Origin of the sequence: Micromonospora sp. C95, from assembly GCF_018070465.1 — a bacterium.
In the GTDB taxonomy this organism is placed as follows: Bacteria; Actinomycetota; Actinomycetes; order Mycobacteriales; family Micromonosporaceae; genus Micromonospora.
The window spans coordinates 77,196-101,561 of sequence record NZ_JAGPXT010000019.1 but is presented as its reverse complement, the minus strand read 5'-3'; the positions used below and the strand labels follow the sequence as shown (position 1 = coordinate 101,561).

The following is a 24,366-nucleotide window of genomic DNA, read 5'->3' as shown; positions in this document are numbered from 1 at the left end:
AGCGGGGCGAGGGTCGCAGGTTACGACTCATCAATCCTGAGGAGGACAGATGAGCACGCAGGCTGCATCTACCAGGCCGATGAACCGCCCGGCGCAGGACGTGCAGAACCGCGCGGCCATGCAGGAGGCACCCACCCGTCAGATGCCGATGATGCAGGACGGGCACCGGGAACCGATGCCGGCACCGGGCACGGAGACGAAGCAGGCGTTCCTGACCACCGAGTTCTGGATCTACGCCGCTGCCGTCACCACCGTGGTGATCGCCGCCTTCTGGCGTGGCACCAGCTCGTACGGGCTGAACCTGAACAACCCCGGCCAGGCGTGGTTCTTCATCACCCTGCTGACCCTCGGTTACCTGGGTAGCCGTGGTCTGGCCAAGGCCGGCAGCGCCAAGCGTTCCGGCGAGGAGCGTAAGCGGGGACGGTGACCCCGCGACGGCGTGGCCGCGAGCGGCCCGCGTACGCACGGTGGCCCTTCGGGAGAGATCCCGAAGGGCCACCGTCTCGTCGTGCCTAGAACTCCTCGAAGCCGCCGAAGTCGCCACCGAAGTCACCGGCGGCCTCGGACACCTCGTCCTCGGCACCCTCGAAGGCGTTACCGATCATGTGGCCGGCGAGCATGCCACCGGCGGCACCCAGCGCAGCGCCGGCCACCACCCCACCCATGCCGACGCCGCCCCGCTGGTGCGGGTGGCCGAACTTCTGCGCTCCGCCGTAGCCGTGCGGTCCGAACGCCTGGGCGCGCAGAGCACCGAAGCGACCGATCGTCTCCTGCAACCAGCCGTCGACCACCTGTACCCAGTCGGAGCGCTCCGCATCGGTGTGCGCCACCTGGTAGCGGCCGAAGACGTCGTGGCCGGGCGCCAGGAAGCCGCCGCGCTTGTCGCATTCCAGCACCACGTCGACGCCGTGCGGGTTGCTGACGAAGGTCAGTTCGAGTTCGTTGATGCTCTGCGCGTACTGCGGTGCCGCGAAGAACTCGATCTCCTGGTAGAACGGCAGGGTCTGCTGCACGCCGTGGATCAGGCCACGCTCCAGGTCGGCCTTCTTGAACCGGAAGCCGAGCTGGAGGAACGCCTCCAGGATGCGCTCCTGCACCGGCAGCGGGTGCACGTTGATCTCGTCCAGGTCACCCTTGTCGACCGCGCGGGCGATCGCCAACTCGGTACGCAGACCCAGCGCCATGCCGTGCAGACGCTGACCGTAGACCGCGGTGATCGGCGTCTCCCAGGGCAGCGGCAGCTGGAACGGGATGGACAGTGCCTGCTTCGCCGCGAGTTGCAGCGGCCCGCTGACCACCTGGCGGTGGAACTCCATCACGCCGGCCTGCTCACCGATCTCGACCCGGGCGACCAGACCGATGGCGATCTGTTCGATGTCCGCCGCCGCGTCGCCGCCGAGCAGGTTGACCTGGCCGTCGAGGGCAAGTCCGGGTCTGGTGTTCGGGTTGACCAGGACGGTGTCCACGCTGGGACCGCCCACGCCCAACGCGCTCAGCATCTTCTTGAAGACCATCGGTACTCCTGCGGGGTCTGGTGCCCGTACTCCATTGTGGGAGCGGACGCGGACCAGCGAACTTTATCGAGCGGGCCTGTGAGATGGCTGAAAAACAAGCCGATGCGGTGCGGATTCGCACCGTCTCGCCGGACGGCCCGGGTTCGGGCCGCCCGGCGAGTAGAGCTGGTGCGGTGTCTCAGAGGGCGGCGTCCGAACCAGGTCCGGTGCGTTCTACGACACCGCGCTCCGGTCAGGCGCGTCGGATCGACTTGGTGTTCGGCCAGGCGTACGGGCACTGGGTGGACGAGCCGGTTCCGACCACCACGTAGCCTGCGGGCACCGGCGAGATCGAGCAGACGACAGTGGTGCCGGACGCCGCCGGGATCCGGATGCTGTACGTGTTGGGCCAGGAGTACGGGCACTGCGTGGAACTGCCCTCAGCGGTGATCACGAATCCGGTCGGCAGCGGCGAGGACTTGCAGATCACCGTCGTGCTGCTCGTGGACGGAATGCGGATCGTCATCGTGTTCGGCCACGAGTACGGGCACTGGGTGGAACTGCCCTCACTGATCATGACGTAGCCGGCCGGAATGCTCGACACCTTGCAGACCGTGGTGGTGCCGGTGGTGGACGGGGTGGTGATGGTCCAGGTGTTCGGGTATGCGTACGGGCAGGAGCTCGACGAACCCTCGGCGATGATCACGTAGCCGGCCGGCACCGGGGAACTCTTGCAGATGGTCGTGGTCGCCGCGCTGGCCGGCGACGACGCCGCCAGGTTGACGCCGATTGCCGCGGCGAGAACGACCAGCATGGTCAGTACGGCCCGCAACCTTGCATGACCCGATTGACGCAACAACTGCACTGACGCCTCCACTTGTCAAGACTTTAATCAATTCTCTGGGAGTCGGCCGCCGCGGCTTGACGCCAATCACAATGATGCAAGTTAATGCTGACATGAAGTCAAGATCTGGTGGGCGATCGATGACTATCGGCGAGCTGGCCGGCAGGTTCGGCCTGGCTCCACACGTACTGCGGCACTGGGAGGCGATGGGTCTGCTCACACCCGAGCGGCAACCCAACGGGCGGCGCCGTTACCAGCGTAAACACGCGGGCCAGGTCGGCCTGATCCTGCTCGGCAAGGAGGCCGGGTTCAGCCTCGGCCAACTACGGGCACTACTGGCCAACCGGGACGACCCGACGGTATGGCGGCAACTGCTGACCGAACAGCGAAACGTACTCCGCCGCCGAATAAGTGACTCGCGAGCCTCGTTGGCAATTATTTCCCACGCTCTGGACTGTGATCACCGGGACCTCACCGAATGCACCGAACTGGTGAATTCGGTGAACAACTGCGTTGGCCAGCCGGCCCTCTCCCGTAATTCCGGCGAATCCGACTGAGCCCTTTCCGCTCTGATCAGGGACGCAGCGGTGGCCGGGCCCGTGCGGGCCCGGCCACCGACGGTGCGATGTCAGCTCGCGGTGCAGGTCAGCACCGGCGTCGAGTTGGTGCCGTTCCAACTGCCGAGGAAGCCGAAGTTGGTGCTGGCCCCGGCACCGAGGCGGCCGTTGTAGGAGACGTTGCGGGCGGTCACGGTGGCTCCGCTGCTGGAGATTGTCGCGTTCCAGGTCTGGGTCACCGCCTGTCCGTTGGCGTACGTCCAGCGCACCGTCCAACCGTTGATGGCGGTGGAGCCGGCGGTCACCCGCACGTCGCCCTGGAAACCACCCTGCCACTGCCCGGCGATCGAGTAGGTCGCCGTGCAACCGGCGCTCGGCGGCGGCGTGGACGGCGGCGGAGTCGACGGGGGCGGCGTCGACGGCGGCGGAGTCGACGGGGGCGGCGTCGACGGCGGCGGAGTCGACGGGGGTGGGGTGGTCGGCGGGGTCGAGTCGTAGACGCTCGCCTGCCGTGCGGTCTGTCGGATGCCGTTGGTGCCGTTGAACAACCGCTCACCCCAACTGGTCAGCTGGTTCGGGTTGAAGTTGGTGGCCATGTCGAGGTACTCGACGCCACCACTGTTGCCGCTCCACGACCAGCCCAGCCAACCGATGCCGTTGGCCTGGGTGTAGGACAGGATGGCGTCCTCGTCGGGGTTGCCGTCGGAGTGGTTGTGCCCGAACTCGCCGACCACGATCGGCAGGCCCCGGCTGCGGAAACGCCCCAGGTAGTCGCTGATCTCCGCGGCGGTGTCGAAGACGCCGTACATGTGGATCGAGAAGACCGTGTTGCCGGCCGGGTCGGCGTTGAACACCGTGGGCGCGTTGTCGCGCATGGTGAAGGACCAGTCCTGACCCCAGTTCGGGGCGTCCACCATGATGGTGTGCGTGAGACCGCCGGTACGCAGCCGCCGGATCGCGTTGGCGGTGTCGGTGGCCCACGACGAGTAGTTCTGGTTGCCGTACGGCTCGTTGCCGATGTTGACGATCGCGTACGCTTCCTGGCCGTTCAGCGCACTTGCGATGCTGAGCCAGTAGTCGACCGCGCGGTCCAGGCTGACCGCCCCGCTCTGCTCGCCGTACCCCGTGGTGTCGTGCACCTCCAGCACGCAGATCAGCCGGTTGGCCTTGCAGAGCTGGATCACGTTCGACACGTCGCTGGCGCTGTTCCGGGTCCACCGGTCGCCGCTGGAGAGCACGACCCGCACCGAGTTGGCGCCGAGGGCCTTGACGTCGGCGAAGGAACTGGTCTGGTTCGGGTACCAGGTGTGCGCGTGGTTGACCCCACGCATGACGAACTCGTTGCCGTTGGCGTCGTAGAGCCGCCCGTTGCTGACCGTGAAGCCGGCGGCGGCGTGCGCCGACGGTCCGAAGGCGAACACTGCGGCGACGGTCGCCAGCAGGACGGCACCGACGGCCGCGAACAGTTTTCTCATGCATTCCTCGCAGGAGGTGTCTCCCCCGTGCCCAGGGGGTGCGGTGAGTGGCAGGTGCGCGGCTGCAGCCCGACAGCCGCGTTCAGACCCGGCGAGGCATCAGCGTATGCCGATGGGATAACGGAAGCAACCGGTTCAGTAAGCCGGCTACCCGTGACGACCCGGGAGACACCGGGTCGTCACGGGGTCGGACATCCCCACCACAGAATGCCCACCACGCCGACATCTGAACCGGTTCAGGCAACCGTAGGCACGGGCCCGCTGCGCCGTCAAGCATCAGGCAGGGTTGACCGATCCGGACCGGGGTATCCGGAATGACCCGCCCCGGCCCGAAGGAGACGTCAATGGTCAGCGTCGGCTACACCCTGATGTGCGAGCAGGCAGGTCCGAAGGAACTCGTCGACCACGCGGTACGGGCCGAGGCGGCCGGCTTCGACCACCTCGTCATGTCCGACCACTACTACCCCTGGCTGGAGTCGCAGGGCCATTCGCCGTACGCCTGGTCGGTGCTGGGCGCGGTCGCGCACGCCACCTCCCGCGCGGCGCTGATGTCCTTCGTGACCTGCCCGATCCGCCGTTACCACCCGGCGGTGGTGGCGCAGAAGGCGTCGACGCTGGGGGTGCTCTCCGACGGGCGGTTCACCCTCGGCCTCGGTGCCGGGGAGAACCTCAACGAGCACGTGGTGGGCGGCTGGCCACACGTGCAGCAGCGGCACGAGATGTTCGAGGAGGCGTTGCAGATCATCCGCCCGCTGCTCAACGGGGAGACGCTCACCTTCTCCGGCAACCACTTCGACGTGCCGGACGCCTACGTCTGGGACCGTCCGGACACGCCGGTGCCGATGGCGGTGGCCGCCTCCGGCCGGCAGTCGGCGACTCTCGCCGCCGAGTACGCCGACGGCATGATCGCCACCGATCCGGAGCCGCACCTGGTCGAGATGTACGAGCAGGCCGGTGGGGCGGGACGCCCCCGGTACGGGCAGGTGGCCATCTGCTACGGCCCCGACGAGGCCGAGTGCCGCAAGATCGCCCACGACCAGTTCCGCTGGTTCGACCTGGGCTGGAAGGTCAACAGCGACCTGCCCGACACCGACTCCTTCGCGGCGGCCACCCGCAGCGTCCGCGAGGAGGACGTGGCCGCCGGGCTCTCCTGCGGCCCGGACGTGGACAGGCACGTGGCGGCGTTCAGGAAGTTCGTCGATGCGGGCTTCACCCACGTGGCTCTGGTCCAGGTCGGCGGCGACAGCCAGCCGATGTTCCTCGACTGGGCGCAGGATCAGCTGCTACCCCGACTCCGCGACCTGTGAGCGACGAGGTGTGACCGATGCGATTCGGCAACACGGAGATCCGCCCCGCCGGCGGCGGCGTCGGCTGCCTCCTGATGATCCTCTTCTCGATCGTCGCCTCGATCGTCCTGACCGTCCTACTCAACCTGCTCCTGTGACGTTCCGCGGGGTGGGCGGGGTGAGGGCGAACTCGGCCAGCAGGGGGTAGTGGTCAGAGGCGTGGTCGGTGTCGGGGGTGCGGATCACTTCCACGTGGGTGAGGTGGGTGGCCAGGGTGGGAGTGGCGAGCAGGTAGTCCAGGCGCATGTCGGCGAACTCGGCACCACCGTGGGCGGTCGGCACAGTCGGTCCGGCGCTCGCGCCGAGATCCACCAGGCCGGCGGCGAGCAGCCGGGCCACCGCGCGGGTCTCCACCGTCCGCCCGTCACGACGCAGATGCCGGCGCCGGTACGCGGGCGGAAGCCGCCCCACCCGGTCGGCGTGCTCCGCGTACGGGGCGAGGGTGTTCAGGTCACCGGCGAGCAGCGCCAGGCGGTCCCGGCCGGCGCGCACGGCGGCGGCCGCCCACCCCGCCTCGACCCGCCGGCGGGTGCCCGAGTACGGGTCGAAGTGGGTGCCGAGCACCGTCAACGGACCGGCGTCGGTGCCCACCACCACCCGTTGGGCCGCGTGGTGGAACGGCCGCCGTACCGGTGCGGCGGCCAGCACCGGCCACGGCGCCCGCACCAGCACCGCCACCGGCTGCCCCAGCCACGAGCGGGCCAGGTACGGGCGGAGCCCGACGCCGCGGGCGAAACCCGCGACGTCGAGACCACCCAGCTCCTGTAGCGCGAGCACGTCCGGCCGCTGCCGGTCGATGACCCGGGCCACCAGCTCGCGCCGGTCCGGACCGCCACGGTCCCGGCCGCCGGTGCGGATGTTCCAGGTCATCAGCCGCAGCACGGCCGGCTCAGCCGGGCCGGCCGGCCCGGGCCAGCTCGTCGTCGAGGGTGTCCACGTCCTCCGACTCGATGGCCGGCTGGTTGCCCTGCCGGACGTCCTCGTTGGGCCGCACCACCCAGTACAACAGCCCGATCCACAGCGTGGTGAGCAGGATCGCGCCCATGAAGTCCGTCGGGTGGTGCATGCCCCGGTACATCCGGGAGATCGCCACCCCGACCGGCATCACCACGGCGAGCGCCACGAAGACCCACCGCCACCACCGGTCGGTACGGGGAAAGACGATGACGGCGATCGCCACCCAGATGCAGAGGCTGGCCGCGATGTGCCCGGACGGGAACGACGAGGTCGGCATCGGACCGTCCAGGTTCTCCACCGGCGGGCGCGGCCGGTCCACCGCCGCCGCGCTCGCCAGGAAGAGAGTCAGCTCGCCGAACATGGTCAACGCCACGAACAGCACCGGTCGCCAACGCCGCCAGATGGCCAGCACCAGCGGGCAGAAGACAAGCGAGATCGCCAGGATGGCGTGGGTGTCGCCGACCTTGCTCCACCACCAGCTGAAATCGTCGAGCGCGGCGGTCCGACGGTCGGCGAACCAGTTGGGCACCGCCTCGTCGAGGCCGGCGAGGAAGGTGTTGTCGGCGTAATAGCTGACGAACATGCCGAAGCCGTAGAGGGCGCCGAACACCAGCACCCAGCCGACGATGATCTCGGCGACGCCGGCCCGGGCGTGCGGCAGCAGCTTCTCCTCGTCCGGCGCGGGCGCCACCTCCTGCCCGGCCTCCGGCTCCAACCCCTCGATCAACGGCGCCGCGGGCCGCCCCCGCTCCAACCGCCACAACCGGAAGGCGTACGCGGTGACGCCCAGCCAGGCCGCGCCGAGCAGCCAGGCGCCGATCACGTCGGAGAGGAAGTGCACGCCGAGCGCCACCCGGGTGAACCCGATCAGGAAGACGACGGTGGCGACCAGGGCCATCGCCGGCCGACGCCAGCGCGGTGCCATCGCCGGCAGGAACACCAGCAGCAACGCGCCGTACGCCACCATCGACCCGAGCGCGTGACCGCTGGGGAAGCTCTGCCCCGCGTACGCGCCGATCGGCACCTCCACCTCGGGACGCAGCCGGTCGACGAGCGTCTTGAGCGACGGGTCGAGGATCAGCGCGCCCGCGCCGGTGACGATCAGGAACACCGCGAGGCGGCCCTGCCGGCGGATCAGCAACCCGACCACGGCGACGGTCACCAACCAGATGATGACCGCCCGCCCACCGAGGTCGGTGACGGCGTTGAGCACCGTCACCAGCGGCCCGATCGGTGCCACCCGGTCGTTGAGCCACTCGGCGACACCGTGGTCCACGTCGTACAGCGGCGACCACCGCACCCGGACCAGCACCAGCAGCAACCCGAAGCCCACCCCGGCACCGAGCACGAGCGCCAGACCAGCGAGCGTACGTTCGGTGAAATGTCCCAGGGGTCGTCGCAGTACGTCCCTGACCGCGCCCACGGCAGCCTCCTTCGCTTCTGGCGTGGCGCAGTACCCGATCCGCCGCCGCGGTACACCCGGCGACCGGGTGGTCAGAGTGCGGTCATCTCGCCGGTGTCGTGCACCGGTACCCGCTGAACGTTCGGCTCCCACAGGTCCGGCCTCGCCGGCTCCTGCACGCCGATGCGTACCGCCTCCAGTTGCGCCGCGAACGAGAGCCCCCCGAACAGCGCCATGCCGGTGAGGTTCGCCCAGAGCAGCAGCGCCATGATCCCAGCCAGCGCGCCGTAGGTCTGTCCGAAGTCCCCGCTGAACCGCACGTACCCGGCGAGCAGGAGGCTGGCCAGCCACCACATGGTGGTCGCGATGCCGGCACCGAACAACAGCCAGGACAGGCCGGGCTGATGGCGCCGGGGCGCGTGGCGGAACAGCACCGCCACCGCCAGCACCGTCAGGCCCAGGCTGAGCGGCCAACGCACCACGTCCCACACCGTGCTGGCGACATCACCCCAGGCGTAGTGCCGTTCCACCGAGTCGCCCATCGGTCCACCGCCGACCAGGATGAGGAACCCGGCGAGCGCCGGGAGGCCGGCGCTCACGGCGAGCACGGCCGCGCGTAGGTACTTCCACAGCGCCGGCCGGTCCCGCTCGACGCCGTAGATGCGGTTGGCACCCCGCTCGATCTGGGCCATCGTGCTGGTCAGCGCCACCAGCCCGGTGATCAGACCGAGGGTGAGCGCCACCTCACCGGTCTCCTCGACCCGCTCGGCGCCCGCGTCGTCGCCCCCGCCGAGCAGCTCGGCGACCATCTGGTCACTGGTGCCGGGGGTCAACGCCAGCACCGTGTCGGCGACCACCTCCCCGCCCTCGGCCACGCCCAGCTCCGAGATCAGCCCGGTGAGGGCGATCAGGAAGGGCACCACGGCGAGGCAGAGCTGGAACGCGAAGGCACGGGAGTGGCTGAACCCGTCGCCGTAGCGGAACCGGGTGAACGCGTCGCGTAGCAGGTGCCAGCCGCCCTCCCGGCGCAACGTCTGCCAGGCATGGTCGGCGCAGAGCTGCTCGTCGGACATCAGCCGGGTCTCCGGCACGATCCTGGTGCTGCTCACCGAGCGGCCCTCCCGTTCGCGACTGCGGGGCTCGCAAGCTCACTCCTCGCGCTCACCCCTGCCCTCCTCGACGAGGCGTTCGCCGCGCTCGGCGGCGGCCGACGCGTCCTCGGCCAGGTCCGGTGCCTGTTCCGGCCGCGGTACACACAGCCACAACGCCCGCCGCCGGATCTGTACCCGAAGCTCACGACCCGGTTCGATCAGGTCGCCGTCCAGTTCCCGAGGCTGGTTCCGGTTGCTGGTTATCTCCACTCGACGGGCGCGGTACACCTCCATCCGCGGCACCCGGTCGCGCCGACGCAGCACCGCCCAACCGAGGGTGAGCCAGTGCCGCAGCGTGCGCGGGGTGAGCACCGCGACGTCGAGGTAGCCGTCGTCGGGCTCCGCCTCGGTGAGCAGGGTCACCCCACCCTGGAGCCGGCCGACATTGGCGACCAGCACCGAACGGGCGCGGCGGCGCAGCGGCGGCTGGTCGTCCAGCCGGATCGACACCCGCATCGGCCGGTCCCGCAGGTGTCGGGCCGCCCCCACCACGTACGCGGGCCAGCCGATCCGCCGCTTGGTCGTCTCGCTCGTGGCATCGAGCATCTGGGCGTCGAAACCCATGCCGGCCATCACGGCGAAATGCTGCCCGTCCACCGCACCGACGTCGAGCAGGCGGCGGCCACGCTCGATGGCCACCGCCAGCCCGGCGGGTAGTTCATCGGAGAGCCCCAGGTTGGCGGCGAGCAGGTTGCCGGTGCCCTGGGGCAGCACGGCGAGCGCCACCTCGGTGCCGACCAGAGCGTCGACGCAGGCCATCACCGTACCGTCGCCGCCGCAGGCGAAGACCACCTCGACCCCGGCGGCGAGCGCCTTCTCGGTCTGGCCGCGACCGGGATCGTCGGGGGTGGTCTCGAACCACAGCGGTTCCGGCCAGCCGGCCGCGTCGAGCGTGTCGCCGACGGTCCGGCGCAACGCGTCGAGATCGGTCACCTTTACCGGATTGACCACCACCGCGCTGCGCAGCGGCCCTTCGTCCCGTCCAGCTTCCACGGCGTCAGTGTGCAGCACGGTGCCGGGTTGGGCGACTCGACGCCGGTCACCGACAACCACCTTCCACCGGCGATCTTGCAGTTTTCGTCGGTGCATATGCCGCAGAAGCCACATAACAAGGACCAAAACTGCAAGATCGCGGCAGGAGTCTGCTGGGGATGCGGGGAACGTCAGGCGCTGGCGCGGAGGGCTAGCTCGACGCGGTGGCGTAGGTCGGGCAGGTCGACTCCGGCCTCGGTGAGCGCCAGCGCGGCGAGGCCGTTGCCCTCGCGCAGCAGGCCGAGCAGGATGTGCTCGGTGCCGATGTGGCGGTGCCGCAGCCGAAGCGCCTCGCGCAGCGACAGCTCCAGCACCTTCTTGCTGCGGGCGGAGAACGGGCCGCCGGTCGGTCGCCGCCGGCCCCACCGGCGGCGCGGAGCCGGCATCGCCGCACGGAGAGCGTCCGGACCGAACGACTCCTCGATCCGGGCGACGATGGCGGACAGGTCGATGCCGATCTCACGCAGCGCCGCCGCGTCGGCCTCGCCCAGGCCGCTGCCACCGGTCTCGGTGTGCCGGCGGACCCGCTCGCGCAGGTCGTCGGCGGTGACGCCCGCGTCGCGGAGCACCCGCGCGGCCAGGCCGTCATCGTCGGCGAGGACGGCGAGCAGAAGGTGCTCGGTGCCGACCGGCCGCTGGCCCTCGGCGCGGGCCTCCTCGCGGGCCCGCCGCACCACCTCGCGGGCACGGTCGGTGAATCGTTCGAACATCACGCCTCCCAGGAGGATTCGACCGCCGGTCGCCCGGCGTGCTTCTTGTGCACCGCCTGTCGGCTCACCTCGAGCGCGTCGGCGATCTCCTGCCACGACCAGCCCTGTCGTCGGGCGTTGTCGACCTGGACCACCTCAAGCCGTTCGAGCAGCCGGCGCAGGGCGCGGACGGCACGCAGACCGACCCGCGGATCGGTGCTGCCGGCCGCGGCCGCGAGTTCCGTTGCCTGACTCATGCTGTCAACCTACATTGACGTCAGCGCGTGCGTCAACCCCGGTTGACAACCTCCTGATGGTTCGTCTTCGCTAGGGTCGGGATCGCGCGGGGACTCCGCGCCAGCCGTCGGTTGGAGGCCCCAGTGAGCCAGGACGCGGGACACGAGTCACGCCGTTTCACGCTCACCGACCTGACCCTCGAGGTGGCCGGCGGCAGCGTGGTCGGCAACCGGTACCGCGACAACTACGACGTGATCCACGTCGATTCCACGCTTCCCTTCGCCGTGGTGGCCGACGGCATGGGCGACGGTGCGGGCAGCCGTCGCGCCGGTGCCGCCGCGGTACCGACGTTCGCCGCGCTGGTCCGCGAGGCGTGGCCCGAGATCGGGGCCGACCGGCTACGGAGCGTTGCCGACGCGGTCCAAGCCGCCGTGATCGAGGCCGGTCGAGGCAGCCCTCAGCTGACCGGCTGCACCCTGACCGGCCTGGTCGTCGAGCCGCACGGCGGTCAGGGCTGGGTGATCCAGTTGGGTGACTCGCGGGCCTATCGACTCCGCGACGACCTGCTGGAACTGGCCACCACCGACCACACGGTCGCCTGGCTGGGTGTGCTGCACGGCTGGTACCCGACCGACTCGCCCGCCGCCGCCCGGGCCCGGTACCAGCTCACCCGCTACGCCGGCCACCCGGCCGCACCGGAAGCCGATCTGCTGGCCGTGACCCTGCGTCCCGGCGACACCTGGCTGCTCTGCACCGACGGGGTGAGCGACCAGGTCAGCTACCACGTGATGCAGGAGGCCCTGATCCGGCCCGAGCCGGCGGACGCGGTCCGGACACTGCTGCGCGCCTCGCTGGACGCCGGTGGGGCCGACAACGCCAGCGCGGTCGTGCTCCGGGCCGGGCCGGCGTCCTGACCATCCACCGGCCGTCCGGCGATCACGCCCCGGCGCCGCACCGGCGCGACTAGCCTCAACAGCAGGCCGAGCGCGACAGCTGCGGGGGTGATGGCGGATGGCCGCAGCCAGCGACGCGCCGGTGCTCGTCGGCGTCGGTCCGGAGGACGCCCTGCCGGTGGCCCGTCTCGCCGCCCGGGTCGCCGCCGCCCACGGACGCGGGTTGCACCTGCTGCACGCCTTCAACTGGGCGGCCTTCGACGCGCCGGCGGTCTCCAGTTCCCGGGGCCACGCCGAACAGTTGATCGCCGAGGCGACCGCGGCGGCCAACGCGAACGAGCCGGGTGTACCGGTCACCGCCGAGATCGCCGAGGGCTCGGCGGTGGCGAACCTGGTCCGCAGGTCGGAGACCGCCTTCCTGGTGGTGGTCGGCGACGGCGGGATGGCCCACTGCGACCGCTGCATCCCGGCGGACAGTCCGGCCGTGCAGGTGGCCGCCCGCGCCGAGTGCCCGGTGCTGGTCGCCCGGCGGGAACCGCCACCCTCCGGTCCGGTGCTGGTCGGGGTCGATGGCTCGGCCTCCGGCGAGATGGCACTCGACTGGGCCCTCACCTGCGCCACCCGGCACGAGGCCCGGTTGCTGGCGATCTGGGTGGTCGACTCCGACGGCACCGTCGAGGAGGCCACCGAACGACTCAGCGAGACGGTGTCCCGGCATCGGGCCGACCATCCCGACGCCCCGGTCGAGTGCCACGTCATCCGGGGCGAACCCGGTGACGTACTTGTCGACCAGTCCCGCTCGGCGCAGCTGGTGGTGGTCGCCGCCCGGGGTGAGGAGCCGCTGCGCGGGATGCTCGGTGCGGTCAGCCAGTCGTTGCTCTACCACGCCCCGTCCCCCGTGCTGGTGATCCGCGGCGTGACCGACACACCCGACCCGGACGGGTCGTGACACCCGGGCCGGCGGGACCAACGGCCCTGATCCAGGATCGCCGATTCGGCGAAGCTGACAGAGGAAACCGCGCGTTGCGGATGCAGGACTCACCGACCCGCGAGAGGCTCAAGCAGTATGGACACCGCCGTAGACCTGCGAAGCCCCCTGACCGACGACGAACTGCGCCGGCTCGACGCCTACTGGCGAGCGGCGAACTATCTCACCGTCGGGCAGATCTACCTGCTGGACAATCCCCTGTTGCGGGAACCGCTGGCCGCCGAGCACGTCAAGCCCCGCCTCCTCGGGCACTGGGGCACCTCCCCCGGGCTGAACCTGATCTACGCCCACCTGAACCGGGCCATCGTGGCGCGGGACCTCAGCGCCATCTACATCACCGGGCCCGGTCACGGCGGGCCGGCGCTGGTGGCGAACACCTGGCTCGAAGGCACCTACAGCGAGCTGTATCACGACATCGGTCGCGACGAGGCCGGCATGGCCCGGCTGTTCCGGCAGTTCTCCTTCCCCGGCGGCATCCCGAGCCACGTCGCGGCGGAGGTGCCGGGTTCGATCCACGAGGGCGGTGAGCTGGGGTACGCGCTCAGCCACGCCTACGGCGCCGCCTTCGACAACCCCGACCTGCTGGTCGCCTGTGTCATCGGGGACGGCGAGGCGGAGACCGGCCCGCTGGCCGGCAGCTGGCTGTCCAACGTGTTCCTCAACCCGGCCCGCGACGGCGCGGTGCTGCCCATCCTGCACCTCAACGGGTACAAGATCGCCAACCCGACGGTGCTGGACCGCATCCCCGAGTCCGACCTGCTCGACCTGATGCGAGGCCAGGGCTACCAGCCGTACGTTGTGGCCGGCGACGATCCGGCCGTGGTGCACCAGAGCCTGGCGGCCACCCTGGACCGCGCACTTGACGAGATCGCGGAGATCCAACGCCGGGCCCGCACCGGCGCGGCTGTCGAACGCCCGCGCTGGCCGATGATCGTCCTGCGTACCCCGAAGGGCTGGACCGGGCCACGCGACGTCGACGGCAAGCAGGTGGAGGGCACCTATCGCGCCCACCAGGTGCCGCTCTCCGCGGTGCGCAGCAATCCGGAACACCTGGCCGAACTGGAGCGGTGGCTGCGCAGCTACCGTCCGCACGAGCTGTTCGACGCCACCGGCGCACCCGTCGCCGAGGTGGCCGACCTGCCGCCCCGGGGTCCACGACGGATGAGCGCCAACCCGGTCGCCAACGGCGGGGCCCTGCTGCGCGATCTGGTCCTGCCCGACTTCCGCGACTACGCCGTGGCGGTGCCCCGTCCCGGTGCGACGGTCACCAGCGCCACCGGCGAACTCGGCAAGTGGGTCCGGGACGTGATCACCGCAAACCCGCAGACGTTCCGGCTGTTCGGCCCGGATGAGGTCGCCTCCAACCGGCTCCAGGCGGCCTTCGAGGTCACCGGCCGGGCCTGGATGGCCGGCACGGTCGACGGCGACGACCACCTCTCGCCCGACGGGCGGGTGATGGAGGTCCTCTCCGAGCACCTGTGCCAGGGTTGGCTGGAGGGCTACCTGCTCACCGGCCGGCACGGCATCTTCACCAGCTACGAGGCGTTCATCCACATCGTCGACTCGATGGTCAACCAGCACGCCAAGTGGCTCAAGGTCACCCGTGGCATTCCGTGGCGGCAGCCGGTCGCCTCGCTGAACTACCTGCTCTCCAGCCACGTCTGGCGGCAGGACCACAACGGGTTCTCCCACCAGGACCCGGGCTTCATCGACCACGTGATGAACAAGAAGGCCGAGGTGGTGCGGGTCTACCTGCCGCCGGACGCCAACACGTTGCTCTCCACCATGGACCACTGCCTGCGTAGTCGCCACTACATCAACGTGGTGGTGGCCGGCAAGCAGCCGGCGCCCAGCTGGCTCACCATGGACGAGGCCATCGCGCACTGCCGACGGGGCGTGGGCATCTGGGACTGGGCCAGCACCGACGACGGCAGCGAGCCGGACGTCGTGCTCGCCTGCGCCGGCGACGTGCCGACGCTGGAGACCCTCGCCGCGGCGGACCTGCTGCACCAGCACCTGCCCGAGCTGAAGGTACGGGTGATCAACGTCGTCGACCTGATGCGGCTCCAGCCGGCCGCCGAGCACCCGCACGGCCTGCCGGACTCCGAGTTCGACACGCTGTTCACCCGGGACAAGCCGATCATCTTCGCGTACCACGGCTACCCGTGGCTGATCCACCGGCTGACCTACCGCCGGACCAACCACGAGAACCTCCACGTACGCGGGTACAAGGAGGAGGGCACCACCACCACACCGTTCGACATGGTGATGCTCAACGACCTGGACCGCTTCCACCTCGTGATCGACGTGATCGACCGGGTGCCGGGGCTGGCCGCCCGCGCCGCACACCTGCGTCAGGAGATGACCGACGCCCGCCAGTCCGCCCGCGACTACACCCGCCGGTTCGGCGAGGACGACCCCCGGGTGTCCGAGTGGCGGTGGGTCCGCGAGACCGACCCGACCAATCGGTGAGGAGATGCCCGTCATGAGCGAGCACGGCGCGGGAGCGGAGATCCTGGTGGGCTACGACGGCTCGCCGGACGCCGCGGCGGCCCTGGAGTGGGCGCTGGATCAGGCCCGCCACGACGGCCGGCCGGTCCGATTGGCGTACGTCTTCGAGTGGTTGACCGTGGCCGGCTGGGTCGGTCCGGGCGTCACGCCGGGGATGTGGCCCGACGAGCAGGCCCGCCGGCAGGTCGAGGAGCTGGTCGGCAAGGCCGCGGCGGACGCCGCCGCCAGCAACCCGGGCCTGGACGTACGCGGCGAGGTGCTGGACGGTCCACCCGCCCTGATCCTGGAGGAGGCTTCGACGCAGGCCGGCCTGCTGGTGCTGGGCAGCCGCGGGCACGGCGGGTTCGCCGGTCTGCTCGCCGGCTCGACCGCGGTCAACGTCACCGCGCACGCGCACTGCCCGGTGGTGGTGGTCCGTCGCCGGCCGGCCGAGAGTGACCGGGCCGGGCACGTCGCCGTCGGGGTGGACGGCTCGGAGCATTCACTGCTGGCCCTCGGCTTCGCCTTCGAGCAGGCCGCCCTGCGTCGGGTACCGCTGCACGTGGTGCGGGCCTAGCAGCCTCGACGCGATCAGTGGAGCCTGCGTGGCGAGCAGGCCCGCGACGCGGCGCTGGCCGACCAGCGCGCCGAGCTGGACGAGGCGCTGCACCGCTGGCAGGACACCTTTTCCGAGGTGGAGGTGACGGTCGAGACCGCCGCCGCCGCGCCGGCCGGTCTACTCGTCGACGCCAGCCGCAACGCGCAGCTGGTCGTCGTCGGCACCCGGGGACGCGGCGGACTGCGGGGCATGCTGCTCGGCTCGGTCAGCCAGCAGCTTCTCCAGCACGCCCACTGCCCGGTCGCGGTGGTGCGGGAACGCTGAGGTGCGCCGTGGGCCGGCCGCTGTCAGGCCGGCCCACGAGAACCGCCCCGGAGCGCGCGTAGCGCGTTGAGGATCACCAGCACGTCGATGCCCTCCTGAAGGAACGCGCCCGCCACGGGCGGCAGCCGACCGGCCGCCGCGAACCCCATCGCGAGCAGCGCCAACCCCATGCCGACCGTGGCACTCTGCACCGCGATCCGCCGGGCGTACCGGGCCACCTCGACCGCGTCGGCCAGCGGATCGAGGCGGTCGACGCTGAGCACCGCGTCGGCGACGTCGGCCGAGGCGGTCGCCCCGGTAGCTCCCATCGCCACGCCGACCTGCGCCTCCGCCAGCGCCGGAGCGTCGTTCACCCCGTCACCCACCATCACCGTCACCGCCCGGCCCGCCTCGGCGCGGACCCGGGTCGCCTTCTCCTGCGGGCTGCACCGGGCCAGCACGTCGTCGACGCCCACCGCGTCGGCTACCCGGCGGGCATCCTCCGGCCGGTCGCCGGTGACCATCACGATCCGGGTGAGCCCGGCGGCACGCAGCCGAGCCACGGTCCGGCGGGCGTCCGGGCGTACCGGATCCTCAAGCAGGACCGCGCCGAGCGGCCCGGTCTCGTCGGTCACCCAGACCAGCGAGTGTCCCGCCGCGCCGGCCCGGCGGCTGGCCCGCTCGGCCCACGCCGGCAACGTCCCGGAGAACTGGCCGACCCGGACGCGCCGGCCGTCCACCCGCCCGCTCACTCCCCGGCCCGGCTCCTCGGTCACCTCGGCCGGGGTGACCAGCCGAAGGCCGTGCTCCCCGGCGGCGCGCACCAGCGCCGCCGCCAACACGTGCGAGGACAGTTGCTCCACCGAGGCGGCCAACCGCAACACCTCGCCGGGATCAGCCCCGGCAGCCACGACGGTGTCGGCGACCCGGGGACGGCCGGCGGTGAGCGTGCCGGTCTTGTCGACAAGCAGGGTGCGCGCCCGGCCCAGGACCTCCAGCGAACCGCCGTCGCGGACCAGCACCCCGCGCCGGGCCACCCGGGACAACCCGGACACGATGGCGATCGGGGTGGCCAGCAGCAACGGACACGGTGTCGCCACCACAAGCACCGCCACCGCCCGGAGGAACTCGCCGGAGAGCACCCAGCCCAGCCCGGCCAGCACGAGCGTGAACGGCACGAAGGCGGCGGCGTACCGGTCCGCCAGCCGCACCGTCGGTGCCTTGCGGGCGGTCGCCTCCTCGGCCAGCCGCACGATGCCGGCGTACGTGCTGCGCTCGGCGCTCTCCGTGGCCCGCAGCCCGAACGCGGCCCCGGCGTTGACCACGCCGCTGGCCACCCGGGCCCCGGCCGCCCGCTCGACGAGCCGGGATTCCCCGGTGACCACCGACTCGTCGAGCGTCGCGGCGCTCTCGGTGACACCGTCGACGGCGACCACGTCGCCCGGGCCGACAAGCAACCGGTCACCGGCCGCCACCCGGTCCACCGGCACCACGTCGACGCCACCGTCAGGGGTACGCCGCCGTGCGGTACGCGGTGCCCGCTCCAGCAGCGCCCGCAGATCCCGGGTAGCCCGGCGCTGCGCGTACGCCTCCAGGGTCCGCCCGGTGGCCAGCATCACCGCGACCACCGCACCGGCCAGGTACTCGCCGACGACGAGTGCGCCGCCCAGCGCCAGGACGGCGATGACGTCCACGCCGAACCGCCGCCGCAGCAGGTCCCGCAGCACCGACGCGGCTGCCGGCAGCAACGCGACCAGCGTCGCCACCGCCCACAGCGCGTCGGCCACGCTCGGATGCCCGGCCAGTCGCCCCGCCGCACCGGCCAGCACCAGCAGCGTGAGTCCGGCCAGCGGGATCCACAGCCACCAGCTCCGACGCCGCCGACCGGGCCCCTCGGGTTCGGGTCGCGCCGGCCGGTCCGGCAGGCACTCGCCCCGGTCACCTGCCGACCGCTGCTCCCCCACCTGCGGATCGTCTCAGCCGGGCCGGGCCCTCGGGGCGGAACACGGGTCACCCGGCCCACCCGGTCGGGACCTGCGGATCGTGCGAGGCGTCGGCCGATGGCGCACGATGAACCGGACCGCGCCCACAGCCGTACCGAGGTGCGGCACGATGGGCAGAGACGGAAAGGTCGTGAGGATGAGCCACCAGACGCCGGCTACCCACCGCCCGCTGACCACCGCGCTCGCGGAGGCCGCCGCGATGGCCGGTCACGCGCCGTCGGTGCACAACAGCCAGCCGTGGCGTTGGCGGGTGCTGCCCGACGCGCTGGAGCTGCGGGTGGTACGCGACAGCAGGTTGGCCGCCACCGACCCGGAGGGCGAGTTGGTCACCCTCAGCTGCGGTGCGGCGCTGCACCACGCCCGGCTGGCGTTGGCCGCCGAAGGATGGGCGACAAGTGTGCAACGGCTGCCCGACCCCGACGACACCGATCTGCTCGCCCGGCTCACCGAGCCACGGGCCACCGGCGCCGACCCGGACGCGATGCGGGCGGTGCAGTGCATGCAGGTGCGGCACACCGACCGGCGTCCGGTCAGCGACGAGCCGGTCTCCGACGACTCGTTGAGCGCCATCGCGGCAGCCGCCGTCCAGGAAGGTGCCCGGTTGGAGGTCCTCGACCGCGACCAGGTGCTGCAACTGGCCGCGTCCGCCTCGCAGGCCGCCACGGTCGAGGCGGAGGACTCCCGGCTGCGGGAGGAACTGGAGTACTGGACCAGCCGTGCCGGCGGCGCCGGGCTCACTCCCGAGGTGTTGCCGGAGCAGCCCGCGCAGACCACCGTGCCGGGGCGGGACTTCGGTCGCGCCGGCACGCTGCCGGTCGGCCCGGGACACGACCGGGCGGCGTCCTACGCGGTGCTCTACGGCGACCAGGACGAACCGGTCGACTGGCTACGTGCCGGCGAGGCGCTGTCCGCAGCCTGGCTGGTCGCCACCCGACTGGGTGTCTCGATGGTGCCGCTCAGCGGGGTGGTCGAGGTGCCGGCCACCCGGCAGACCCTGCGCCAGCTGCTCGCCGGGCTCGGCCACCCGTACCTCGGCCTGCGTCTCGGGGTGGCCGACCCGGCGCACGCCGGCCCACCGCACACCCCGCGACTGCCCCGCGAGCAGGTGGTGGACACCTCGGCGGTGTCCGGCGACGCCGCCTGACGCGCGACCCCGGCCCACCGCACCTGCCGGCATCGGGCGTTTCGATGCCGGCAGTCGCCGGTTAGCATCGCCGGGTGACCGTCGGCGCACCCAACCCCCGGCACGAGCCACCGTCGCTCGGCCTGAGCCCGCTGTCCCGAGTCCGCCTGGACGAGCTGCTCCAGGAGATGTTGGATCGCGTCGGCGAGGTGGTGACCAGCCGGGAACGGCTGCGGGCGCTGCTCGACGCGGTCGTCGGCATCGGCACCGACCTGGATCTGCGCAGCACCCTGCGGCGCATCGTGCAGGCGGCCTGCGACCTGGCCGGGGCCCGCTACGGCGCACTCGGGGTGATCGGCCCCGACCGGATGCTGCACGACTTCATCACCCACGGCATCTCCCCGGAGCTGCACGCGAAGATCGGTGACCTGCCGCACGGCCGGGGAGTGCTCGGCCTGCTCATCGACGAGCCGAAGCCGGTGCGGATGCCGGACATCACCCAGCACCCGAACTCGTACGGCTTCCCGCCGCACCATCCGCCGATGCACACCTTCCTCGGCGTGCCGGTACGCATCCGCGACCAGGTCTTCGGCAACCTCTACCTGGCCGAGAAGCAGGGCGGCGCCGAGTTCACCGAGGACGACGAGGAGATCGTCGTCGCGCTCGCCGGTGCGGCCGGCGTGGCGATCGAGAACGCCCGGCTGTACGCGCTGGCCAACCGGCGGGAACGCTGGCTCGCCGCCACCGCCGAGATCACCTCGCTGCTGCTCGGCGAGGTGCGCCGTACCGACGCACTGACCCTGGTGGCGCGGCGCGCCCGCGAGGTGGCCGAGGCCGAACTGGCCCTGGTGCTGCTATACGACGAGGAGGCGGAGCAATTCACCGTCGAGGTCGTCGACGGCGTCGGCACCCAGGCCCGCGCGCTGGTAGGCACGGTGCTGCCGGCCGCCGACACCAGCTTCGCCGGGCCGGTCGTGGCGGGCCGGCACGATTCGGTGGAGGATCTGGCCCACGCCGCGCCGTGGCCGGCGGTGCTGCACACCGGGCCGGCGGTGATCTCTCCGCTGGCCACCGCGGACACCCTGCACGGCGTGCTGGTGATCGCGCACAGCGCCGAGCACGGCGGCGCCACCGACGACGACGTGACCCTGCTGGGCAGCTTCGCCGGCCAGGCGGCGCTGGCCATGGAACGCGCCCGTGGCCAGGAGGAACGCGAGCAACTGGTGGTGCTGGAGGACCGCGAGCGGATCGCCCGGGACCTGCACGACGTGGTGATCCAACGGCTGTTCGCCACCGGTCTGCAACTGCAGAGCGCGGTGCCGTTGACGGCGCGGCCGGAGGTCGCCAAGCGGATCAATGCCGCCGTCGACGACCTGGACACCACCATCAAGGACATCCGCCGCACCATCTTCGAGCTGCGTACCCCGATGAGCGCGGCGCTGCGCACCGAGATCCGCGAGGCGGTGGAGGCCGCCGCCGAGTCACTTGGTTTCCGGCCGAGGCTGGAGCTGACCGGGCCGATCGACAGCGCCGTGCCGGACGAGGTCCGCCCCGAACTGGCCGCCGTGCTCCGCGAGGCGCTGTCCAACGCGGTACGCCACGCCGAGGCAACGGCGGTGTCGGTGGCGGTACGCGTGGACGCCACCCGGGTCGCCGTCACCGTCACCGACAACGGCGTGGGTTGCGACCCGGCCGCCGCCCGGGGCGGGCTGGTGAACCTGCGCGAACGCGCCGAACGGCACGGCGGCACCTTCGAGGTACGCGGTGCCGAACCCCACGGCACCGAGCTGCACTGGTCGGTGCCGTTAGCGGCCTGAGCCGCGCTGGTCAGTGCGTCTTGCCGAGTAGGCGGGTGGCCAGCACCGCGGCCTGGGTGCGTCGCTCCAGACCGAGTTTGGCCAGCACACTGGAGACGTAGTTCTTCACCGTCTTCTCGGCCAGGAACATCCTGCTGGCGATCTCCCGGTTGGTCAGCCCCTCGGCGACGTACTCCAGGATGCGCCGCTCCTGCTCGGTGAGTGCCTGCAACTCGCGGGGCTGCTCCACGCCGCTGCGGATGCGGTCCAGCACCCGGGTGGTGATCGCCGGGTCGAGCAGCGACTGGCCGGCCGCCACCCGGCGCACCGCGTCGACGAGGTCGGTACCCCGGATCTGCTTGAGCACGTACCCGGAGGCACCAGCCATGATCGCCGCGAACAGCGCCTCGTCGTCCTCGTACGAGGTGAGGATCAGCCCCTTGATCGAGGAGTCCACGGCCCGTACGTCCCGGCACACGTCGATGCCGTTGCCGTCGGGCAGCCGGGCGTCGAGGATCGCCACGTCGGGCCGCAGCGCCGGAATCCGGCGGGCCGCCTCCGGTGCGGAACCGGACTCACCGACCACCTCGATGTCCCCACTGGCATGCAGCAGGTCGGCCAGACCACGACGGACGACCTCGTGGTCGTCAAGCAGAAACACCCGGATCATCCCCCCTTTCTACCCCCTCCCACCCACCCCCACCCGGGCCAAAAGTCCCAACCTCCCCGCCCACCCCGACCTCCCCGACATCTCCAGACGGTCGATCATGAAGTTGTTACCACCTCACCTCGGCGTGTCGGGCAACAACTTCATGATCGACCGAGAGCTGGGTGGGCGGTGGGTCCCGGGGGGTCGGGACGTGTGGCCCTGCTGGCGGGGGTTGGCGGGGCGCAATCGTGGGGAGGTACCAGGCGGACGCGAGGGGGCACGACCATGGAGACCGGCTACACCGTCGAACAACTGCGGGCCGCCGCGACCGACGCGGTCCGGGCACCGTCCCTGCACAACGTCCAGCCGTGGCGGTTCCGACTGCGCGACGGTGGCATCGAGGTGCTCCTCGACCCGACCCGCCGGCTGCCCGCCACCGACCCGAGCGGTTGGGGTGCCCGCGTCGCCGGTGGGGCGGCGTTGTTCAACCTGCGCCTGGCCCTGGCGGTGGCCGGCGCACCGGCGACGGTGCGACTGCGCCCGTACCCGTCGGAGCCGGACGTGCTGGCCCGGCTGGTGCCGGACCTGCCGCGCCGACCCAGCCCCGCCGAGCAGAACCTGTACGCGGCCATCCCGCGCCGGTTCAGCAACCGTGCCCCGTTCTGGCCCGACCCGGTCCCGGCCGACTCCCGCTGGCGGCTGGGTGAGGCGGCCCGGGCCGAGCACTGCTGGCTGGAGCTGCTGATCGGGGTGAGCGCCGTCAACGCCTTCGCCGAGATCGCTCGCGGCGCGCACCGGGTCCTCGAACGCGACCCCGCCTACCGGGCGGAGCGCGAGGCGTGGGTACGCGCCGGAACCGAGCCGGACGGCGTGCCGGTGACCGCCAGCGGCCCCCGGGCCGAGCCGCAGGACCTGCTTCCGTCGCGCGGCTTCGGCGGCACCCAACGGGCACCCGGGCGAGACTTCGAACCGGAGCCGCTCGTGGCGGTGCTCGGCTCCGCCGGCAACACCGCCGTCGACCAGGTGGTCGCGGGCCAGGCGTTGCAGCGGGTGCTGCTGACCGCCACCGACGCCGGGCTGTCGGTGTCGATGCTGTCCCAACCGATCGAGGTGCCATCGGCCCGGGAGCAGCTCCGGCTGTCGCTGGGACGATTCGGTACGCCGCAGATGGTGATGCGGATCGGGTACGGCCAGCCGGGCTGGCCCACCCCCCGCCGCGCCGTCGACGAGGTGCTGGACCTGCCGGTGCCCCTTGGCTAGCGCGGTGGGCGGTCGGTGGTCAGCGCCGCGAGCAGGCCGGCTTCCCGGGCCGGCTCCAGACCGACCGGCTGCCGGGCCGGTCGACCGGCCCGGGCCGGCACCGAACCCACCCGACGCAACCAGGCCCAGGTGTCGACGACGGTCTCGGTGACCGGTCGGCAGCCGAGCCCGTCGGCGTACGCGCGGCTGACATCCATCTGCTGCAACCACCGGTACTCGTGCCCCGGCGGGATCCAGATCGGCAGATCGGTCCACGGTTGCACCCCGGCGGCGAGCAGTCGCCCCGGCTCGACCCAGCGCAGCCGAGCGGCGGCGCCGGTGGCCGCCACGCCGACGGTGAGCAGTTCGCCAATGGTGGTGTGTCCGGGTCGGCTCACCACGTTCACCGCTCCAGGACGACCGGCGGCACCGGCGTCCAGCAGGAAGGCGGCCAGGTCGCGGACGTCGACGTACTGCACGGGCAGGTCGACCGGGCCGGGCGCGAGCACCTCACCACCCCGGGCGAGACGGTTCAGCCACCACGGCAACCGGCCGATGTCCTCACCCGGTCCGAGGATGAGACCGGCCCGGGCGAGCAGTACCCGGTCGCCGAGCACCGCGCGTAGGGCCCGCTCGGCACCGGCCTTGAGCGTCGGGTAGTCGCCGTCGACATCGTCCGGGCCGGCGTCGACAACCGAAGCCTGCTCGGTCACGCCAGCCGGCACCGGCTGGGCGTACACCGACCCGCTGGAGACGTAGACGTAGTGTCCGACCCGTCCGGCCAGCATCCGCGCCGTCGCCTGGGCGGCGCGGGGCGCACCATCCCAGGTGTCGACGACGAGGTCCCACTCCCCCTCGGCCAGCGCGGCCAACCCGTCGACGGCGGTGCGGTCACCCATCAGGTGCCGTACGCCGGCCGGAGGCGCCCCGTGCCGCCCCCGGTTGAACGCCGTCACCGCCCAGCCCCGGTGCGTCGCCTCGGCGATCACCGCCCTGCCCACGAATCCCGACCCGCCCAGCATGAGGAGTTTCATGTGAGCCACCCTGCCCCTCGTCGGTGGTGCCGGGGCGGCTCGTTCACCGTCAGCGGATCTGCCCTCGGCAGAAGCTGGCGACGACCTGCGTCGAGTCGGTTGGAAG

21 protein-coding genes and 1 pseudogene are annotated in these 24,366 nt (G+C 71.8%); 10 read left to right on the top strand and 12 right to left on the bottom strand.

Annotation, left to right across the window (positions count from 1 at the left end; genetic code table 11):
- Positions 1-49: 49 nt before the first annotated feature.
- Entirely contained in the window at positions 50-427 is a 378-nt protein-coding gene (locus tag KBX00_RS20725; RefSeq protein ID WP_210829439.1) for a hypothetical protein, read from the top strand.
- Between the two features lie 85 nt (positions 428-512).
- Here KBX00_RS20725 and KBX00_RS20720 read toward each other — a convergent pair whose 3' ends face one another.
- Together KBX00_RS20720 and KBX00_RS20715 are read right to left on the bottom strand one after the other, a co-directional pair.
- The gene (locus KBX00_RS20720; RefSeq protein WP_210829437.1) at positions 513-1,514 is read right to left on the bottom strand and encodes a sporulation protein; all 1,002 of its coding nucleotides are present in this window, start codon (positions 1,512-1,514) and stop codon (positions 513-515) included.
- Positions 1,515-1,746: 232 nt separating this feature from the next.
- The gene (locus KBX00_RS20715) at positions 1,747-2,325 is read right to left on the bottom strand and encodes a hypothetical protein (protein ID WP_210829435.1); all 579 of its coding nucleotides are present in this window, start codon (positions 2,323-2,325) and stop codon (positions 1,747-1,749) included.
- 152 nt (positions 2,326-2,477) lie between these two features.
- Here KBX00_RS20715 and KBX00_RS20710 point away from each other — a divergent pair, with 152 nt between their 5' ends.
- Complete coding sequence (locus KBX00_RS20710) at positions 2,478-2,894, top strand: MerR family transcriptional regulator (protein WP_210829433.1); 417 nt, start codon at positions 2,478-2,480, stop codon at positions 2,892-2,894.
- Between the two features lie 71 nt (positions 2,895-2,965).
- Here KBX00_RS20710 and KBX00_RS20705 read toward each other — a convergent pair whose 3' ends face one another.
- Entirely contained in the window at positions 2,966-4,369 is a 1,404-nt protein-coding gene (locus tag KBX00_RS20705) for a cellulase family glycosylhydrolase (RefSeq protein WP_210829431.1), read from the bottom strand.
- A gap of 344 nt (positions 4,370-4,713) precedes the next feature.
- On the opposite strand from KBX00_RS20705, the gene KBX00_RS20700 reads away from it, so the two are divergent.
- Entirely contained in the window at positions 4,714-5,676 is a 963-nt protein-coding gene (locus KBX00_RS20700) for a TIGR03557 family F420-dependent LLM class oxidoreductase (RefSeq protein ID WP_210829429.1), read from the top strand.
- A gap of 120 nt (positions 5,677-5,796) precedes the next feature.
- On the opposite strand, the gene KBX00_RS20695 is transcribed toward KBX00_RS20700, so the two are convergent.
- The 6 genes from KBX00_RS20695 to KBX00_RS20670 form a co-directional block, all read right to left on the bottom strand.
- Entirely contained in the window at positions 5,797-6,597 is an 801-nt protein-coding gene (locus KBX00_RS20695) for an endonuclease/exonuclease/phosphatase family protein (RefSeq protein WP_210829421.1), read from the bottom strand.
- Positions 6,598-6,604: 7 nt separating this feature from the next.
- Positions 6,605-8,095 (bottom strand): phosphatase PAP2 family protein, encoded by a 1,491-nt coding sequence (locus KBX00_RS20690; RefSeq protein WP_210829419.1) that lies wholly within the window; start codon positions 8,093-8,095, stop codon positions 6,605-6,607.
- A 71-nt stretch (positions 8,096-8,166) separates the two neighbouring features.
- Positions 8,167-9,183 carry a YihY/virulence factor BrkB family protein gene (locus tag KBX00_RS20685; RefSeq protein WP_210829417.1) on the bottom strand — a complete coding sequence of 339 codons (1,017 nt, stop codon included), beginning with the start codon at positions 9,181-9,183 and terminating at the stop codon, positions 8,167-8,169.
- 39 nt (positions 9,184-9,222) lie between these two features.
- Positions 9,223-10,218, bottom strand: a complete 996-nt coding sequence (locus KBX00_RS20680) for a diacylglycerol kinase family protein (RefSeq protein WP_374225340.1) — start codon at positions 10,216-10,218, stop codon at positions 9,223-9,225.
- Positions 10,219-10,388: 170 nt separating this feature from the next.
- Entirely contained in the window at positions 10,389-10,967 is a 579-nt protein-coding gene (locus tag KBX00_RS20675) for a Clp protease N-terminal domain-containing protein (protein ID WP_210829406.1), read from the bottom strand.
- Positions 10,967-11,203, bottom strand: a complete 237-nt coding sequence (locus KBX00_RS20670) for an HTH domain-containing protein (RefSeq protein WP_013732409.1) — start codon at positions 11,201-11,203, stop codon at positions 10,967-10,969. The genes KBX00_RS20675 and KBX00_RS20670 overlap by 1 nt, the downstream gene beginning before the upstream one ends.
- 123 nt (positions 11,204-11,326) lie before the next feature.
- On the opposite strand from KBX00_RS20670, the gene KBX00_RS20665 reads away from it, so the two are divergent.
- The 4 genes and pseudogenes from KBX00_RS20665 (at position 11,327) to KBX00_RS20650 (ending at position 16,437) form a co-directional block, all read left to right on the top strand.
- Positions 11,327-12,097, top strand: a complete 771-nt coding sequence (locus KBX00_RS20665; RefSeq protein WP_307868980.1) for a protein phosphatase 2C domain-containing protein — start codon at positions 11,327-11,329, stop codon at positions 12,095-12,097.
- Positions 12,098-12,194: 97 nt separating this feature from the next.
- Entirely contained in the window at positions 12,195-13,025 is an 831-nt protein-coding gene (locus KBX00_RS20660; RefSeq protein WP_210829402.1) for a universal stress protein, read from the top strand.
- A 117-nt stretch (positions 13,026-13,142) separates the two neighbouring features.
- Positions 13,143-15,536, top strand: a complete 2,394-nt coding sequence (locus KBX00_RS20655) for a phosphoketolase (RefSeq protein ID WP_210829400.1) — start codon at positions 13,143-13,145, stop codon at positions 15,534-15,536.
- A 13-nt stretch (positions 15,537-15,549) separates the two neighbouring features.
- Positions 15,550-16,437, top strand: a pseudogene (locus KBX00_RS20650) (universal stress protein).
- Between the two features lie 23 nt (positions 16,438-16,460).
- Here KBX00_RS20650 and KBX00_RS20645 read toward each other — a convergent pair.
- The gene (locus KBX00_RS20645; protein WP_210829398.1) at positions 16,461-18,380 is read right to left on the bottom strand and encodes a heavy metal translocating P-type ATPase; all 1,920 of its coding nucleotides are present in this window, start codon (positions 18,378-18,380) and stop codon (positions 16,461-16,463) included.
- A 148-nt stretch (positions 18,381-18,528) separates the two neighbouring features.
- Between KBX00_RS20645 and KBX00_RS20640 the strand changes: the two genes are divergently transcribed.
- A complete protein-coding gene (locus tag KBX00_RS20640) occupies positions 18,529-19,563 on the top strand; it encodes a nitroreductase family protein (protein WP_301548302.1) in 1,035 nt (344 codons plus the stop codon).
- Between the two features lie 122 nt (positions 19,564-19,685).
- On the top strand, positions 19,686-21,359 hold the full coding sequence (locus tag KBX00_RS20635; RefSeq protein WP_210829504.1) for a GAF domain-containing sensor histidine kinase: 1,674 nt from the start codon (positions 19,686-19,688) through the stop codon (positions 21,357-21,359).
- A gap of 10 nt (positions 21,360-21,369) precedes the next feature.
- Here KBX00_RS20635 and KBX00_RS20630 read toward each other — a convergent pair whose 3' ends face one another.
- On the bottom strand, positions 21,370-22,008 hold the full coding sequence (locus tag KBX00_RS20630) for a response regulator transcription factor (RefSeq protein ID WP_210829388.1): 639 nt from the start codon (positions 22,006-22,008) through the stop codon (positions 21,370-21,372).
- A 264-nt stretch (positions 22,009-22,272) separates the two neighbouring features.
- Here KBX00_RS20630 and KBX00_RS20625 point away from each other — a divergent pair, with 264 nt between their 5' ends.
- Positions 22,273-23,247 (top strand): nitroreductase, encoded by a 975-nt coding sequence (locus tag KBX00_RS20625; RefSeq protein ID WP_210829386.1) that lies wholly within the window; start codon positions 22,273-22,275, stop codon positions 23,245-23,247.
- Here KBX00_RS20625 and KBX00_RS20620 read toward each other — a convergent pair.
- Positions 23,244-24,260, bottom strand: a complete 1,017-nt coding sequence (locus KBX00_RS20620) for an NAD-dependent epimerase/dehydratase family protein (RefSeq protein ID WP_210829384.1) — start codon at positions 24,258-24,260, stop codon at positions 23,244-23,246. The genes KBX00_RS20625 and KBX00_RS20620 overlap by 4 nt on opposite strands.
- Between the last annotated feature and the right edge of the window lie 106 nt (positions 24,261-24,366).

Bases quoted from the DNA above. Each gene is read 5' to 3' on its own strand.
- KBX00_RS20675 (WP_210829406.1), bottom strand. From the start codon at position 10,967: ATGTTCGAACGATTCACCGACCGTGCCCGCGAGGTGGTGCGGCGGGCC.
- KBX00_RS20725 (WP_210829439.1), top strand. From the start codon at position 50: ATGAGCACGCAGGCTGCATCTACCAGGCCGATGAACCGCCCGGCGCAG.
- KBX00_RS20655 (WP_210829400.1), top strand. From the start codon at position 13,143: ATGGACACCGCCGTAGACCTGCGAAGCCCCCTGACCGACGACGAACTG.
- KBX00_RS20670 (WP_013732409.1), bottom strand. From the start codon at position 11,203: ATGAGTCAGGCAACGGAACTCGCGGCCGCGGCCGGCAGCACCGATCCG.
- KBX00_RS20710 (WP_210829433.1), top strand. From the start codon at position 2,478: ATGACTATCGGCGAGCTGGCCGGCAGGTTCGGCCTGGCTCCACACGTA.
- KBX00_RS20705 (WP_210829431.1), bottom strand. From the start codon at position 4,369: ATGAGAAAACTGTTCGCGGCCGTCGGTGCCGTCCTGCTGGCGACCGTC.
- KBX00_RS20640 (WP_301548302.1), top strand. From the start codon at position 18,529: ATGGGCAGAGACGGAAAGGTCGTGAGGATGAGCCACCAGACGCCGGCT.
- KBX00_RS20660 (WP_210829402.1), top strand. From the start codon at position 12,195: ATGGCCGCAGCCAGCGACGCGCCGGTGCTCGTCGGCGTCGGTCCGGAG.
- KBX00_RS20630 (WP_210829388.1), bottom strand. From the start codon at position 22,008: ATGATCCGGGTGTTTCTGCTTGACGACCACGAGGTCGTCCGTCGTGGT.
- KBX00_RS20620 (WP_210829384.1), bottom strand. From the start codon at position 24,260: ATGAAACTCCTCATGCTGGGCGGGTCGGGATTCGTGGGCAGGGCGGTG.
- KBX00_RS20625 (WP_210829386.1), top strand. From the start codon at position 22,273: ATGGAGACCGGCTACACCGTCGAACAACTGCGGGCCGCCGCGACCGAC.
- KBX00_RS20700 (WP_210829429.1), top strand. From the start codon at position 4,714: ATGGTCAGCGTCGGCTACACCCTGATGTGCGAGCAGGCAGGTCCGAAG.
- KBX00_RS20720 (WP_210829437.1), bottom strand. From the start codon at position 1,514: ATGGTCTTCAAGAAGATGCTGAGCGCGTTGGGCGTGGGCGGTCCCAGC.